Here is a 13,510-nt window from a genome sequence, read left to right as displayed (position 1 = left end):
CGAATGACTAACGACCTCGATCTACGCCGCATCTGCTTTGACTGGCCGACGAACGCGCGCGGGCAGATCGGCTGATCAGCGAGAACTCGATGCTATCCGCAGGCGCAACTACAGCGCGTCGAGGCTACGCGCCACGCCGGATGGGATGAGGTTGTGCGGCTGCAAGGTGCCGGTGCGACGTGCCAGTGCCGGAAGCGGGGGTGGTGTGATGGGTGGATGGAACAAGGGTCAAGCCGATGCCAGAGGAATGGAAAGAAAAGGCGAGCCACAAGAGCAGGCACCAGCGCAGCATGAACAAGTCGAAAGACCTGGCGCTGCTGAAGCGTATCAAGGCCGAGCTTGGGATGCAGTGAGCGTCTTACAACGACTTTGACGCCCGAGCGTGCGCGACGCTGCGCGGAAATGATAGGCAAGGGGGCATGGAGATGATGTTGGAAGACTCTGCGTTTTGATGACGCGTTTTCAAGATTAAGCGATGCGGCGAGAGACATGATCCGAGGTTCACGAAATGGTGCGCGGAAAATTTCTGTATGACTGAGGGATATAGACGAACTTGGAGAAACGGGCGACTACATGCGTGGGTACAACGCCGCAATGACTGACGGACTTAGCGGCGCGCTAGATTGTTTTTTCGACGAGCACCCTTTGTGATGCCAATAACCTGCACCGCGATCGGGGATGAGATGCCGCACCCGCTCGAATACCGCGCCGCGTGCGTCTCGTGCGACGCGACCGGGCCGGCTGTGCAGGTCGATGGCCGGCAGTGGGGAGAGGGGCAGCGCGCGGCACGCGACGAGGCGCTACGGGACGGGTGGAGCGAGATTAAGGACACGGCCGGCGGTTGGTTTCGGGAGTGGCTCTGCGCCCGATGTGCTGGGGGGCTCGTATGACGCCTCGGATGATTGGGCATGTGTTCGTCGACGACGACGGCAACATGACGATCACGCCATGCGTGCGTATAGACCCGCGAGGCGCGCGAGGCGGTGGCGGCAAAGTTCGTGAGCGTCGCGAGCGCGCCGACGTGCGGAGGCGAAGTGATGGAGATGCTTGCCGCCAACCGCGGAGTTTACAACCGCCGGCTCCCGCACAACATCGATGCGGAAGTTGCGGTGCTCGGATCAATCTTCGTCTTCGGCAGAAAGGCGTACGACAAGGTAAGCCCCGTTCTGCAGACAGAGCATTTCATCCTCGTCGAGCACCAGAAAATCTACGCGCATTGCGTCGAGCTCATCGAGGCCGGTCACGCCGCCGATCCGGTGACGCTGCGATCGTTCTTCACGAACTCCGACGACTCAACGCAGATCACCCCGAAATACCTGCTGCATCTTGCCGATTCCAGCGTTACGCCGTCCGTTGCCGAATCGTATGCCCGCGGGATAAAGGCGGACGCGTGCCGGCGGCAACTCATCGGGATCGCCGACGAGCTATCAACGCACGCCTACAACGGGCACGACGTCAGCGAAGCAATATCGCTCGCCGGCATCGGCATCTCGAACATCGATGTCGATTATGGCTACACGCGCGGATCGTACATCTACGAGGACGCCGAAGACCTCAACCTCGGCGCAATCCCGCCGCGCGGCTGGCTGCTCGGGACCATGCTATGCCGTCAATACGTCACGGTGATGGCGTCGGCCGGTGGCGTCGGCAAATCATCCGTCGCGATCGCATGGGCGCTTTCCCTAGCTACCGGGAGGCCGCTGGTAGGCGATAGGGTGCATCACCGATCGCGCGTGCTGATCGTCACAGCAGAAGACAACATGGAGGAGATGCGGCGTCGCCTGAAGGCCGCGCGCATGCATCACGGCATCGATCTTATCGGCGCCGGGTGGCTCGCTGTCGTCTGCCTCACCGGCTCAACCGTCAGCCTGACCAAGATGTCCGAAACAGGCGATGTCGTAGAGACCGGCGGCGCCGACAGGATAGCCGAGACAATCCGTCGGCACCGAAGCGACGTCGTGATCCTCGACCCCTTTGTGAAGCTCTCTGGCGCTCCTGAGAACAGCAACGACGGCATAGACGTGGTGATGCGCGCGCTCGTCCGTATCGCCGACAAGTGCAACTGCGCATGCCTCGTCCTGCATCACAACCGCAAGGGACAGGCGACGCCCGGGGATGCGGACCTGGCGCGAGGTGCGGGCGCCATCGTCGCAGCGGCTCGCGTGTCTCTCACCGTTACCGGCATGACGACTGACGAAGCATCGAAGATGGGCGTGCTCGATGACGATCGTGTCCGATTGATCCGCATCGACGACGCAAAAGCTAACCTCGCGCCACGTGCATCAAAAGCCCGATGGTATCGCCTCGCATCAATTCCAATCGGGGAACCAGACGCCAGACTACCCAGCAGGAGATAACGTGCAGGCAGTCGAGCCGTGGACGCCGCCGGAAACATGGGACGGTCTGAATAAGGAAACGCTCAACCTCGTCCTCGACAATATCGACGCTGGCATGCCGGACGGAGATCGCTACTCAAACGCCAACGCCGCGACCGATCGCGCAGCCTGGCGCCTGATCCAAGAACAAGCCCCCGACAAGACAGAGGGACAATGCCGCGAGATCATCCAAGCGTGGGTAAAATCAGGCTTGCTCGTGGTTGCAGATCACAAATCTCCCAGCAAGCGGGAAACACGCAAGGGGCTGTTCGTAGACGGCTCGAAAAGGCCAACGTGAGGCGCCCCAATGGATTTTTTCATTCCGCTTTCATTGGGGCTGATTGGGGTTTGCCCCAATGAAATTTGCCTAGGGATAAACCCATCAATGGGGCACGCCCCAATGAGCCCCCTTTATTGGGGCTCTCATTGGGGACGGCCCCTCTTTTGAGGGGTGGGTCCATCCCTAGGGAGGCTCGTTCAAACGGCGCAACAGAAAGGAGCACCACATCATGACCAACGATCCCGAACTCACCATCATAACCGCCTTCGCCGCCCTCGACATCCGGGCCCAGGCTAGGACGCTTGACTATCTCGCAAAGCGCTTTCAGCAGACGGTTGATGTCATCAAGGCGATCGAGCGGCAGAATGCCGAACTGCGGCAAAGGGAGGACGAGGCGGAAGAAGAACTCCCGTGCTCGGCGGACAACAAGGAAGGGTGATTGCGAGACACTAAAAGCCGGCCGCCGATGGTGGACCAAGCGGCGGCATCTGGGGCCATGCAGCGCAGCCGGTAGACCAAACCCCGTGACAGACGCGCAATCCATCAGTTATCATGATGCCGGTGTATCTGCCTTGTGGATTGTCGGGCTGACGATGACTGAAATTGCGCATGTGCTGGAGATTTATCTCGATTATCCGCAAGCGGCATAGGCTTAAAATCTCAAGAGCATGAGGTTTTTCAAATGGCTGGTAAACCGGGTAGGTCGGGAAGGCCAATCGGATCGGTTGAAAAGATGTTTTCTGATGCTGTTCGCGTTCTCGTTTGCCAGCGCGGTGGCGACGGCGAGAAGCGGATTACGGTTATCGCCAACAGGCTCGTTTCGCTGGCTGAAGAGGGCAACATCGTTGCTATTCAGGAAGTCGCTAATCGCCTCGATGGCAAGCCGCCGCAGCAAGTGGCGGTGACTGGCGAAGACGGCGGGCCGCTGCAAATTGAAATTAGGCAATTCTTCAAACAGGCGGATGATGCCGAAGTCAATTGAGATGATTGGCCGCAGGTTTGGGCGCCTTGTCGTTACGGCCCGCGGTGAGGGCGGCGGCGGAACGAGCCGGGCATACCGCTGGGCGGCCGTTTGTGACTGTGGAAACTCCGGCGTGTTCAATGGCTCGTACCTTCGGGCAGGCAAAACGTCTTCGTGCGGGTGTCTTTCGCTTGATGTTAGCATTGCGCGGATCACGGCCGTGAACGAGGCGATCGTTGTCGGTCCACGCACCACGCATGGAATGTTCGGGAGCCACACCCACAAATCATGGGTGGCGATGCTCGCTAGGTGCAGGAATCCAAAGCGGCACAACTTCAAATATTACGGCGGGCGCGGCATAGCCGTCTGTGACCGGTGGCTTTCGTTCGAGAATTTCTACGAGGATATGGGCGAGCGGCCCGTTGGGTTGACGCTGGATCGTATCGACAACGACGGCAATTACGAGCCAGACAATTGCCGGTGGGCAACTCAGAGCCAACAGGTAAACAACAGGAGGCCACGTGCCGCAAGTTGTCATCCCTAGTGGCTGGCAGCCGCGCCCGTACCAAATGCCTCTGTGGAAGTACATGGAGAGCGGTGGCAAACGGGCGATCGCAATTTGGCACAGACGCGCAGGCAAAGATGATGTGGCGCTAAATTGGACCGCTGTATCTGCGATGACGAGACCGGGTAATTACTGGCATATGCTTCCTCAAAAAGATCAAGCCCGTAAAGCTATTTGGACTTCGTTAAATAACAAGCAGCGCAAGCGCATCGATCAGGCGTTTCCTATGGAAATTAGAGCGCGCACAAGAGACAACGACATGTTCATCGAGTTCGTCAACGGCTCGACGTGGCAACTTGTGGGTAGCGACAATTACAATTCGTTGGTCGGCACGTCGCCCGTTGGCATAGTTGCTTCTGAGTGGGCGCTCGCGGACCCGCAGGCGTGGGCTTTCCTGCGCCCGATCCTCGCGGAAAACGACGGGTGGGCTCTTTTCATCACCACCCCGCGCGGCCTCAATCATGCGGCATCGATGTTCGAGGCGGCGCGCAACGATCCAGAGTGGCACGCGGAGATTACGCCTGCCACCAAGACGGGCGTGTTTTCAGACGTCACGCTCGAGCGTGAGCGCCGCGAGCTCATCGACCTGTTCGGCGACGAGGAAGGCGACGCGCGGTTTCGGCAAGAGTACCTGTGCGACTTCACTGCCGCGATGCCGGGCGCATACTACGGCCGGTTGATGACGCGTGCTCAAGACGAGGGCCGCATCACCAAAGTCCCACACGATCCCGCGAAGCTGGTCGAGACGTGGTGGGATTTGGGTATCAGCGATGCGACCGCAGTGTGGTTCGTGCAGCGGGTCGGCGCTGCCGTGCATCTCATCGATTATTTCGAGGCGAGCGGCGAGGGCCTGCCGTTTTACGCCAAGATGCTCAAGGAACGCGCCGCCGAGTGCGGGTATCTCTACGGCGAGCACGTGATGCCGCACGACACCCGCAGCCGGGACATCAGCGTCGGCGAAACGCGCGCCGCCACGCTCGTTGGCCTGGGCGTGCAGCCTACAATCCAATCTACGATCCCGCTCTCGGAGAAGGGATACCGCGCCGACGGTATCGACCAGGTGCGTCGGATGCTGCCGCGGTGCTGGTTTGATGCCGAGCGGTGCAAGCGCGGCATTGCAGCGCTGCGCCAGTACCACCGTGAGTACGACGAGAAGCGGCAGACATATCAGGACGTTCCGCACCACGATTGGTCTTCACATGGCTGTTTTGTTGGCGAAACTAAAGTACTGACGCGTTACGGAACGTGTCGTATAATGGACCTACCGTTTAATGGAGAGGTCCAAACGACATGTGGCTGGAAGCGGTACTCGAATCCGAGAGTAACGAGGGCCAATGCCCGACTTGTGGAAGTGGAGTTCGCAGGAGGGTATACGGTGAGATGTACGCCGGATCATTTGTTTCTGACGGAGAACGGGTGGAAATCCGCAGAGTCCCTTTATCCGGGTTCAGTGATCCTGTCGTGCTCGATGCGCTCACACAGTATTTTGACGGTGGCCTTTATCGGCTTTGGCCGTCTGAAAGGTACTATTCTAGGGGCGGCAAGAAGCTTCACCGAGAAGTATGGTCGGCTGCTTTCGGAGATATTCCGAGCGGGTGTCACATCCATCATCGCGACCACGAGCCAGCAAACAATAGCATTTCAAACCTTGAGTGCATGCCTGCCTCAGAAAATCTTGGCAAGGTCAGATTCCGGGCGGGATTTGGGCAAGTTGCGCTGGACCGCGCGGCTGAGTGGCATCGGTCTGAAACAGGAAGGTTATGGCATCGCCGTCATGCGGAAAGAGCCAAGAACTGGACAAAGTGGAAGCGAGAGCCGAAGCCGTGCGGAGGTTGCGGGCAAGTCTTTAACGCGCTCGTACGGAAAAGCGGGCACAGCCAAAAATACTGTAGCGAAGCATGCAAGGGCGTTGCGTATCGAGCGCGTAAGGACGCTCTCCGAAACATCGGATGTGTGGTGCCTGACGGTTCCTGATGTTGGGCAGTTCGCGCTGGCGAACGGGGCGATCGTCCACAATTGCGACTCGTTCCGAATTGGCGCCATGCACCGGCCGATCACGGCGGCTGTTGACGAGTGGCCGGGCTCGCGCCGGCCGTGGAACATGATGGAGCATTGATGATGGGCGGGACACCGAAGGCACCGAAAGCACCGCCCCCCGTCCCGGTTGTTGACGACGATGCGGCGAACGAGGCGCGGCGCCTCGAGGAGAAGCGCAACCGCCTGGCGGCCGGGCGCTCGAGCACGCTGGTCACCGGTGGCTTCGGGCTCGTCAACCCGGCTCCGACCGCCCCAAAGGTGCTGCTCGGCCAATGACAGACACCGCCAACAGCATCATTCAGCGGTGGTCAGAACTGCTATCCGAGCGATCGGCGCGCGAGGACAAGTGGCGCAAGCTCGTGCGCTACTTCTTTCCGCAGGAGGCGGAAAATTGGGGCGTCAATCCAGACGGTCCGCCGACGTCGCCGACTGTTGACGACACCGGCCGTGAGGTGCTGGACAACCTCGTCGCCGGCCTCGATGAGATGCTGTTTCGGCGCGACCCGTTCGAAGTCGTGCCGCGTGACGATCGCGCTATGGAGATGGGCGGCTATGCTGCTGAGTGGGCGGCGTACGCGACGCATAACCTCAACGCCGCGATTGATCATCCGCGCTCGGGTTGGACGACGGCGCGGCAATCGGTGTTGCGCTCCACTGCCGGGCTCGGCCATGGATGCATGTTCATCAGCGATGTCCCCGGCAAACATCTAATCTGCAAATACGAGCCGGCGTCGGAAATCGTCATCGGCGAAAACGCGTACGGCATAGTTGATACCCGCATGCGGCGCTACCCGATGACCGTCCGCCAGGTGGTCGAGACGTGGGGCGATCGCGCATCGCCACGGTGCGGCAGCGGCTGGAAAAGTATCCCGGCGAGAAGGTGACGATCCTGCATTCGGTGCACCCGCGCTGGGAGGTGCCAGGCGCATCGCGGACGCGGATGCCCTGGGCCAGCGTCTACATCGAGGAAGACACCAAGCATCTGCTTGACGAGGGCGGGTTTATCGAGTTCCCCTTTGTCGTGCCGCGTTGGGATCGTTCGGGCTGCTCGGCCTACGGCTGGTCGCCTGGAATGACCGTGCTCGACGAGGTGATCCGCGTCAACGCGATGGGCCGCACCAACCTCAAGGCCGGACAGTACACCGCGGAGCCAGAGGTCTACGTGCCCGATGGGATGTTTCGCCGCGGACTGAGCCAAGCGCGCCGGCCAGGCGCGGTGCACAGCTACTCTACCAACGTCGCGGCGGCGAATGCCGAGGTGCGGAAGTGGCCGTCGGCGGAAGGCTTGCCGTTCCTGCTTGAGTACGAGCACGATCGGCGCAACGCGATCCGCGAGGCATATTTCTACTTTTCTTCAGCCGCCCGAGTCGCCGAACATGACGGCAACCGAATGGATCGGGCGCCGGCAGCAGATGGCGCGGCGCATGGGCGCACCGGTGGGGCGGCTCGAGCAAGAGATGGCCGAGCCGGCCGGCAAGCGGTTCTTCGGGCTGCTGATCCGCGCGGGCGTTATCGAGCCGCCGCAAGAGGGATCATTCGCAGATTACGACGTTGAGTTCCGCTCTGTCATCTCACAGGGCAAGGAGTTGGCGGTTGCGGAATCCATTCAGCGCACGCTGGAAGGCGCAGCGCTTGTGGCGCAGTTCGATCCGCGCGCCGCTGCCGTGGTCGATAGCGAAGAGACGATCCGCGAGCTAGCCAAGGCGTTCGGGGCGCCGCTCAAGGTGCTGGCATCGCGTGAGCGTGTGCAGGCGATGCGCGAGGCCGAGGCCAAGCAGCAGCAGATGGCTGCGCTGGGGCAGACCGCAATAACCGGCGCCACCGTTGCCAAGTTGGCCGCGGACGCGGAGAGCACCTATGCTGGGTAGGCTCCGGCGCCGCGCCTCGATCTACCGGGGCGCATTTGCCGATGGCTCCGGTGGGTGGTGCTGGCTGATCTGGCGGCGCGCTTTCGTGCAATCGGGTCCACCTATTGCGCCGGGGACACGCACGAGAGTGCATATCGCGAAGGGCAGCGCAGCGTGATATTGTGGATCACCGAACAAATGGCGCTTGACAACGATCAAGTGCAGCAAATCGTCTACGGCCACGTGAAAGATGGAGAGTTCTTTGACTGAGATTACTTCGGCCGCACCAGTTGCGACAACCGACGCGCCGCCGCCACCGGTCACCACCGACGCGCCAGCACCCGCTGCGCAGGCATGGGCGTGGCCGGATGACCTGAAGCTCGCGGCTACGGCGAAGGGGCTGGGACAAGCTCGGCGATCCGGCCGAAGCGCTGCCGCACGTCGCGCGCTCGTACATCAACGCCGAGAAGCTGCTCGGAGCGCCAAAGGATAAGCTGTTGCGGCTGCCCGATGACCCGCATGCTCCTGGCGCTTTCGACAAGGTTTATTCGGCGCTTGGACGCCCCGAGACGCCCGACGGCTACAAGCTGGAGAAGCCGAAGGATCTGCCGGACGATTACCCGTACGACGAAAACCTGATCAAGGCGCGGCTTCCCGTCTTTCATAAGCTCGGGCTCGCGCCGGCGGCGGTGCAGACGCTGAATGAAGAATTGCATCGGGCCAACGTCGAGGCGATGCGCAACCACGAAGCCGAGATGGCAAAGCGCGCGCAAGAGGGCGAGGCGGCGTTGCGGCGCGAGTGGGGAGCGGAATACGACACCCGCACTGCTCTGGCTGATCGCGCCGTGTCGAAGTATGGCGGCGATGAGTTCCGCGACTGGCTGAAGCAGGACGGCTTCGACGCCGACCCGACGTTCCGCAAGATGTTCGCAGCGATCGGGCGCGACACGTCGGAGGACGGCGCGACCCTGGCGGGGGTGCTGGCGCAGCAAGCGCGGCATCCGAGGTTGACAGGCTGATTGCCGACGGCGACTTCCAGAGCCGCATCAAAGGCAAGAGTGGCCCAGAGGCGCAGCGCCAGGCGCGGGCACAGTGGGAAACCGCCATCCAGCGCAAGATCGCTGCCGGCGCATAGGAGGTAGACTTGGCCGACAAAAACCGCATAGCGGTCACCGCACAGAACACGTGGCTGAGCACCACCGCCGGCGCCGTCTCGCCGGCTGATGGCGCACTGTCGCTGACGGTTGTGTCGGCGCTTACGTCCGGGTCAGTCGTCACGTTCCGCCAGCGGCTGAAGGCGGCCGCGAATGATGGCGTGGCGGGCGCATGGGATACGGTCAAGAAGATCGTCGCCGCTGACATGGGCTCGGCCGGGTCGCTGGTGACGCACTTCACCGGCCTGCCGGACGTCTACGAGTTCGACGTCGGCGTTGCGACTGGCGACTACCAGGCTGGCGATACTGGCCTCGTGTTGCAGCTCATCGGGAAATAGCGATGCTGCGCCGCAATGTGTTCACTGATTTCCGCCGCCCGCCCGATGATCGGGGCGTGCTGAACGAACTTGTGACTTTGCGGCATTTTGCCCCGCGGTACTTCTCCCCGCGCTTCTTCGGCCTTGGCATCCCGCCGATGCCAATGTACCAAGGCAGCGGAGCGTACAGCCGTGTTGCCGGCAATGTCGCGATAACGCCCGGCTTCCCGCGGGCACAGGCCGGCGACGTGCTGCTGATGCAGACAGCGCACATGAACAACTCAACGCAGGCGGCTGCTACATACACGTTTCCCGATGGCTGGGAACTGCTCTATGCGGACACGACCGGCACCACTCGGCAATGGATACATCGCAAGGTCGCCGACGGGACAGAAACGGGCACCGTATCAATTACCAATGCGGGTGGCACGGCGCTCGGTACGCAGCAATCGGTTATTCACGCGTTCAGCAACGCTAATCCGACGGCAGTGATCGGCCCGGCGGTCGTCCCGGGCGCAGCCACTTCGATCGCCGATGCCCCTGTGACGACGGACGCGCCGGGCCGGCTGGCGCTGCAATTCGGCGCGCTCTCCGCGTCGGAAACAGTCCCCGGCTTCACTGGCGAGACGGGCGGAAAATGGGCAATGGCCTCGCAGGCGACGGCCGATACCATGCGGCTGTTCCTGCTGATAGCGGACATGCCGCTCGCCGGCACGATCGGCGGCGGGACGTTTACGAAATCGGGAACCGGCAGATACATCATCCGCGGGTTCGCGCTTAAGAGATAATCCGGGCAACCCGTTCAAGACGGGTCTGGAAAACTAGCCTACCACTAACCGGGTCCGCGCCTCGCGGGCAACCCAAACAGACGCAGTTTGGATCAACGCGAGGTGTGCTATGGCACTCGGACCTACTGAAAATCAAGTGCAGGTTGCTTACCATGACAAGCTGCGGCTGCTGCTGCAGCAAGAGACGAGCCGGATCTGGCAGTATTGCGAGCCGTTCAACGTCGACGCAGAGCAGGGCCTTTCCTTCGACGAAATCGCGCCGTTTGAAGACCCGCTGCCGTTTGTTCCCGGCTCGGACTATCAGCCGATCACCGTTAGCGAGCTGCAGTTCACCCGCCGGTGGTTGCAAACCGCTTCGTGGAAGTTCACGAAGCACTGGCCGTATTTCTCCGACACCGTGCGGCTGACCGATCCGACCAGTTCGGTGATGCGGCAGATCGCCATGACGTACAACCGCCGCAAGGATCCGGTTGCCGTCGCTGCGATGTTCGCCGCCGTCAAGCGCGGCAAGACGCTGCCGGGCGATGACACTGATGTCACGTTCCCTGCGGGCCAGGTCATCGCCGTCGATGTCGTCAACAGCGGCACGCCGGCCGCCACCGGACTCAACCGCGCAAAGCTGAACGCCGTCTTTGCTCTGTTCGTCCAGAACGAAGCGATCATGGACGACGGGCCGGGCAACGGCTTGCATATGGCGATCACCGCCAAGCAGCTCAAAAGACATGCTGAACGATGACAAGGTGACCGACCGCGACAGTTTGCTCGGGCAGTTCGAGCGCACCGGCCGGTTGAATTACCTGAACATCGACTTCCACAATTATCAGGCATTACCGGTGGACGGAAACTCCTACCGACGGTGCCCCGTGTGGATGCCAATGGGCGCGCGTCGGCGTTACCCGTGAGCTGACGACTGACCTTCCCAGCGCAAGGATTGGGAAGGCCTGCCGTGGCAGGCGCACGCGCACGCTCAGTTCGGGGCGGTCGTGCCGAAGAGAAGATGATCGCCGAGGTCAAATGCTCCGAGGCGTAAGCCACGGCCGATAGGAAAGGGCTACCAAGATGGGAGTTACAACCGAGCGATCCACCATCCTGAAGACGCAGGAGGGCACGCTCACCACGGCTTTGACCCGCACTCAGCGTCAGATGGACCTAAAGGTCCAGCCGTTCGACTTCACTCAAGGCGCTGCGGCTGGCGACGCCACATCGACACAAGGGCTCGTCAAGATGCCGGCCGGCAAGCATACCGTCATCGGCATGGTGGTGGCGTGCTCGGCGTTCGGTTCAAGCCGCGTGCTCGATATCGGGTACGAGGCCCACACGAAGAGCGACAACGCGACCGCCGTCAACGCGCTGGCGACCGCGTTTGCGGAGGACCTGGACGTTTCCGCAGCCGCGACAGTGTTCATCCCGCTAAACGTGGCGATGGATTCTGTCGGCGGATATGGTGGTCAACGCCACTGTCGCCGGCGCACCCGGCAATGGATACATCCCGGCGGCGGCGCGCCTGGCGGCCACGTCATCTTCGCGTAAGGGGAAAATCCCGGTGACACCGATTGATATCGTCAACATCGGGATTGAGGCGCTCGGCGAGCGGCCGATTAGTTCTTTCGAGGAACAATCGACCGCCGCCGTTTGTGCCCGCGCGACGTTCCGCGCCACGATGGAAGCCGTTCTTGGAGCTTGACGTGTGGAACGACGCGACGGCAACGGCGACACTGGCGGCAGAAGTCAGCGCGCCGAGAGACTACGCCCGGCAGTTCATCCTCCCCGGCGATTGCTTGCGGGTGCGCGGGCTGATCGAGCAGCGACCCATGGACACGGCGCGGCCGGCGGCTGATGACCAATGCGCCGGCGCCGCTCGACGTGTTGTACACGCGAAACCTTGCCGTCTCGCCATCCGCCAACCGATCGGGAGATGGCGAAGACATTCAGATGAGCGGCCTGCTCGCCGCCGTCGTCGGGCTGCGATGGCGTGGACGAACGCCCGCCGCATCACTGGATCGGATACCGCCATGCAGGCGATGCATCAGCTTTACCGGCAGGCGCTGGTTGATGCCGCCGCGGTGGACGGAGCGGAGGCACGCCGCAAGCGCAGCAAGTCGGATCGTGGGTCAATCAGTTCGCCCCTGAATCGTGGGTGTAGCCAATGGCGCGCGCTAACATCCTGCGCAACTCGTTCACAGCGGGGGAGATTAGCCCTGCTTGCCGCCCGCGTTGGCCTGACGGCGCGAGAAAACGGATGCTACCTGCTGGAAAACATGTTCGTCCGCAAGGAAGGCGGATTGAGCAAGCGGCCTGGCACGCGGTTCATTGCGTCGACGAAGGTTCACGCCGGCGATCGCGTCTGATCCCGTTCCGCTTCTCGACCACGCAGGCATATATGATCGAGGCCGGAGCGATATTTCCGGTTCTACAAGGATGAGGCGCAGATTGTTTCGGGGCAGCGCGGCCTACGAGGTGGCGTCTCCGTATTCGGAGGCGGATGTGCTCGAACTCACGTACACGCAGAGTTTCGACGTGCTGGTACCTGTTCCATGCCGCTCACCCGCCGCGTGCGTTGACCCGCACCGGACACACTGCGGGTGTTCTCCGATCTGCCGTTTTCGCCGCCAGCGACGTACGAGCCGGGGCATGAGTTCCTTGTGGCGCTAGTCATTTTCTGCGGCTACGGGCACGGTCACCCTTAGCGTTGCGTCGGCGTTCCTACCAGCGACGTGGATAGATTGGTTGAGGCAGGCGGCGGACAGGCAACTATCATCGGCTATCTCGCCGAGCACGTCGCCAGACCGCTCAGGTCAATCGGCCGTTTCCGGCGCTGGCGTTCGGTGCTCAACAGTGGCGCATTGTTGGCTCGCCAAACACGGCATGCACGCCCGACAAGAAAGACCCGGTGGGCGCCGTCGTCACGCTCACCTTGGCAACGGGGCGGTTTCGCACGGTTGACGTCGGCAAGTTCGCTGATATCGCGGGCGGGTTTATCGAACTCACCGGTTGGTCGTCTGCTACGGCAGAATGTCAGGCATCATCCGCTCGCCGCCTGTGCGACGACGGCGGTAGGCGGCGGCGGGTGGAAAACTGGCGCTCGCCGGCGTGGGGCGGCGGCCGAGGGTATCCGTCGTGCGCCGGGTTTCATCAGCAGCGGTTCGCGTTTGGCGGCAGTTGCTTGGCCGTGACCCGGGCCGGATC

The 13,510-nt window shown here is 62.0% G+C and carries 18 protein-coding genes; all 18 read left to right on the top strand.

Annotated elements, in window-relative coordinates; translation table 11 throughout:
- Positions 1-1,037: 1,037 nt before the first annotated feature.
- On the top strand, positions 1,038-2,357 hold the full coding sequence (locus IPK75_20665; protein ID MBK8200757.1) for an AAA family ATPase: 1,320 nt from the start codon (positions 1,038-1,040) through the stop codon (positions 2,355-2,357).
- A 1-nt stretch (position 2,358) separates the two neighbouring features.
- On the top strand, positions 2,359-2,673 hold the full coding sequence (locus IPK75_20660) for a hypothetical protein (GenBank protein MBK8200756.1): 315 nt from the start codon (positions 2,359-2,361) through the stop codon (positions 2,671-2,673).
- 211 nt (positions 2,674-2,884) lie between these two features.
- Complete coding sequence (locus tag IPK75_20655; protein MBK8200755.1) at positions 2,885-3,094, top strand: hypothetical protein; 210 nt, start codon at positions 2,885-2,887, stop codon at positions 3,092-3,094.
- A gap of 243 nt (positions 3,095-3,337) precedes the next feature.
- Positions 3,338-3,637: a hypothetical protein gene (locus IPK75_20650; GenBank protein ID MBK8200754.1), complete on the top strand. Its 300-nt coding sequence runs from the start codon at positions 3,338-3,340 to the stop codon at positions 3,635-3,637.
- 548 nt (positions 3,638-4,185) lie between these two features.
- Complete coding sequence (locus IPK75_20645) at positions 4,186-6,297, top strand: hypothetical protein (GenBank protein MBK8200753.1); 2,112 nt, start codon at positions 4,186-4,188, stop codon at positions 6,295-6,297.
- Positions 6,297-6,494, top strand: a complete 198-nt coding sequence (locus IPK75_20640; GenBank protein ID MBK8200752.1) for a hypothetical protein — start codon at positions 6,297-6,299, stop codon at positions 6,492-6,494. Before IPK75_20645 ends, IPK75_20640 begins: the two co-directional genes overlap by 1 nt.
- Positions 6,491-7,102 (top strand): hypothetical protein, encoded by a 612-nt coding sequence (locus IPK75_20635; protein ID MBK8200751.1) that lies wholly within the window; start codon positions 6,491-6,493, stop codon positions 7,100-7,102. Before IPK75_20640 ends, IPK75_20635 begins: the two co-directional genes overlap by 4 nt.
- Entirely contained in the window at positions 7,039-7,773 is a 735-nt protein-coding gene (locus IPK75_20630) for a hypothetical protein (protein MBK8200750.1), read from the top strand. Before IPK75_20635 ends, IPK75_20630 begins: the two co-directional genes overlap by 64 nt.
- Before the next feature lie 31 nt (positions 7,774-7,804).
- Positions 7,805-8,086, top strand: coding sequence for a hypothetical protein (locus IPK75_20625; GenBank protein ID MBK8200749.1), 282 nt, complete (start codon positions 7,805-7,807; stop codon positions 8,084-8,086).
- A gap of 54 nt (positions 8,087-8,140) precedes the next feature.
- Positions 8,141-8,335, top strand: a complete 195-nt coding sequence (locus IPK75_20620) for a hypothetical protein (GenBank protein MBK8200748.1) — start codon at positions 8,141-8,143, stop codon at positions 8,333-8,335.
- Between the two features lie 227 nt (positions 8,336-8,562).
- Positions 8,563-9,084 (top strand): hypothetical protein, encoded by a 522-nt coding sequence (locus tag IPK75_20615; protein ID MBK8200747.1) that lies wholly within the window; start codon positions 8,563-8,565, stop codon positions 9,082-9,084.
- Positions 9,085-9,209: 125 nt separating this feature from the next.
- Positions 9,210-9,557 (top strand): hypothetical protein, encoded by a 348-nt coding sequence (locus IPK75_20610; GenBank protein MBK8200746.1) that lies wholly within the window; start codon positions 9,210-9,212, stop codon positions 9,555-9,557.
- Between the two features lie 2 nt (positions 9,558-9,559).
- Complete coding sequence (locus IPK75_20605) at positions 9,560-10,324, top strand: hypothetical protein (protein ID MBK8200745.1); 765 nt, start codon at positions 9,560-9,562, stop codon at positions 10,322-10,324.
- Between the two features lie 109 nt (positions 10,325-10,433).
- Positions 10,434-11,060 (top strand): hypothetical protein, encoded by a 627-nt coding sequence (locus tag IPK75_20600; GenBank protein MBK8200744.1) that lies wholly within the window; start codon positions 10,434-10,436, stop codon positions 11,058-11,060.
- The gene (locus IPK75_20595) at positions 11,047-11,226 is read left to right on the top strand and encodes a hypothetical protein (protein ID MBK8200743.1); all 180 of its coding nucleotides are present in this window, start codon (positions 11,047-11,049) and stop codon (positions 11,224-11,226) included. The genes IPK75_20600 and IPK75_20595 overlap by 14 nt, the downstream gene beginning before the upstream one ends.
- A 157-nt stretch (positions 11,227-11,383) precedes the next feature.
- Positions 11,384-11,854, top strand: a complete 471-nt coding sequence (locus IPK75_20590; GenBank protein ID MBK8200742.1) for a hypothetical protein — start codon at positions 11,384-11,386, stop codon at positions 11,852-11,854.
- A 13-nt stretch (positions 11,855-11,867) separates the two neighbouring features.
- Positions 11,868-12,008, top strand: coding sequence for a hypothetical protein (locus IPK75_20585; GenBank protein MBK8200741.1), 141 nt, complete (start codon positions 11,868-11,870; stop codon positions 12,006-12,008).
- Positions 11,998-12,672 carry a hypothetical protein gene (locus IPK75_20580; protein MBK8200740.1) on the top strand — a complete coding sequence of 225 codons (675 nt, stop codon included), beginning with the start codon at positions 11,998-12,000 and terminating at the stop codon, positions 12,670-12,672. Before IPK75_20585 ends, IPK75_20580 begins: the two co-directional genes overlap by 11 nt.
- Positions 12,673-13,510 lie beyond the last annotated feature (838 nt).

This window comes from Acidobacteriota bacterium, from assembly GCA_016712445.1.
In the GTDB taxonomy this organism is placed as follows: domain Bacteria; phylum Pseudomonadota; class Alphaproteobacteria; order Caulobacterales; family Hyphomonadaceae; genus Hyphomonas.
The sequence above is the reverse complement of the archived record's forward strand: the minus strand, read 5'-3'. Positions and strand labels throughout refer to the sequence as shown.

Bases quoted from the DNA above. Each gene is read 5' to 3' on its own strand.
- IPK75_20590 (MBK8200742.1), top strand. From the start codon at position 11,384: ATGGGAGTTACAACCGAGCGATCCACCATCCTGAAGACGCAGGAGGGC.
- IPK75_20645 (MBK8200753.1), top strand. From the start codon at position 4,186: ATGCCTCTGTGGAAGTACATGGAGAGCGGTGGCAAACGGGCGATCGCA.
- IPK75_20600 (MBK8200744.1), top strand. From the start codon at position 10,434: ATGGCACTCGGACCTACTGAAAATCAAGTGCAGGTTGCTTACCATGAC.
- IPK75_20650 (MBK8200754.1), top strand. From the start codon at position 3,338: ATGGCTGGTAAACCGGGTAGGTCGGGAAGGCCAATCGGATCGGTTGAA.
- IPK75_20665 (MBK8200757.1), top strand. From the start codon at position 1,038: ATGGAGATGCTTGCCGCCAACCGCGGAGTTTACAACCGCCGGCTCCCG.
- IPK75_20640 (MBK8200752.1), top strand. From the start codon at position 6,297: ATGATGGGCGGGACACCGAAGGCACCGAAAGCACCGCCCCCCGTCCCG.
- IPK75_20605 (MBK8200745.1), top strand. From the start codon at position 9,560: ATGCTGCGCCGCAATGTGTTCACTGATTTCCGCCGCCCGCCCGATGAT.
- IPK75_20635 (MBK8200751.1), top strand. From the start codon at position 6,491: ATGACAGACACCGCCAACAGCATCATTCAGCGGTGGTCAGAACTGCTA.
- IPK75_20655 (MBK8200755.1), top strand. From the start codon at position 2,885: ATGACCAACGATCCCGAACTCACCATCATAACCGCCTTCGCCGCCCTC.
- IPK75_20595 (MBK8200743.1), top strand. From the start codon at position 11,047: ATGCTGAACGATGACAAGGTGACCGACCGCGACAGTTTGCTCGGGCAG.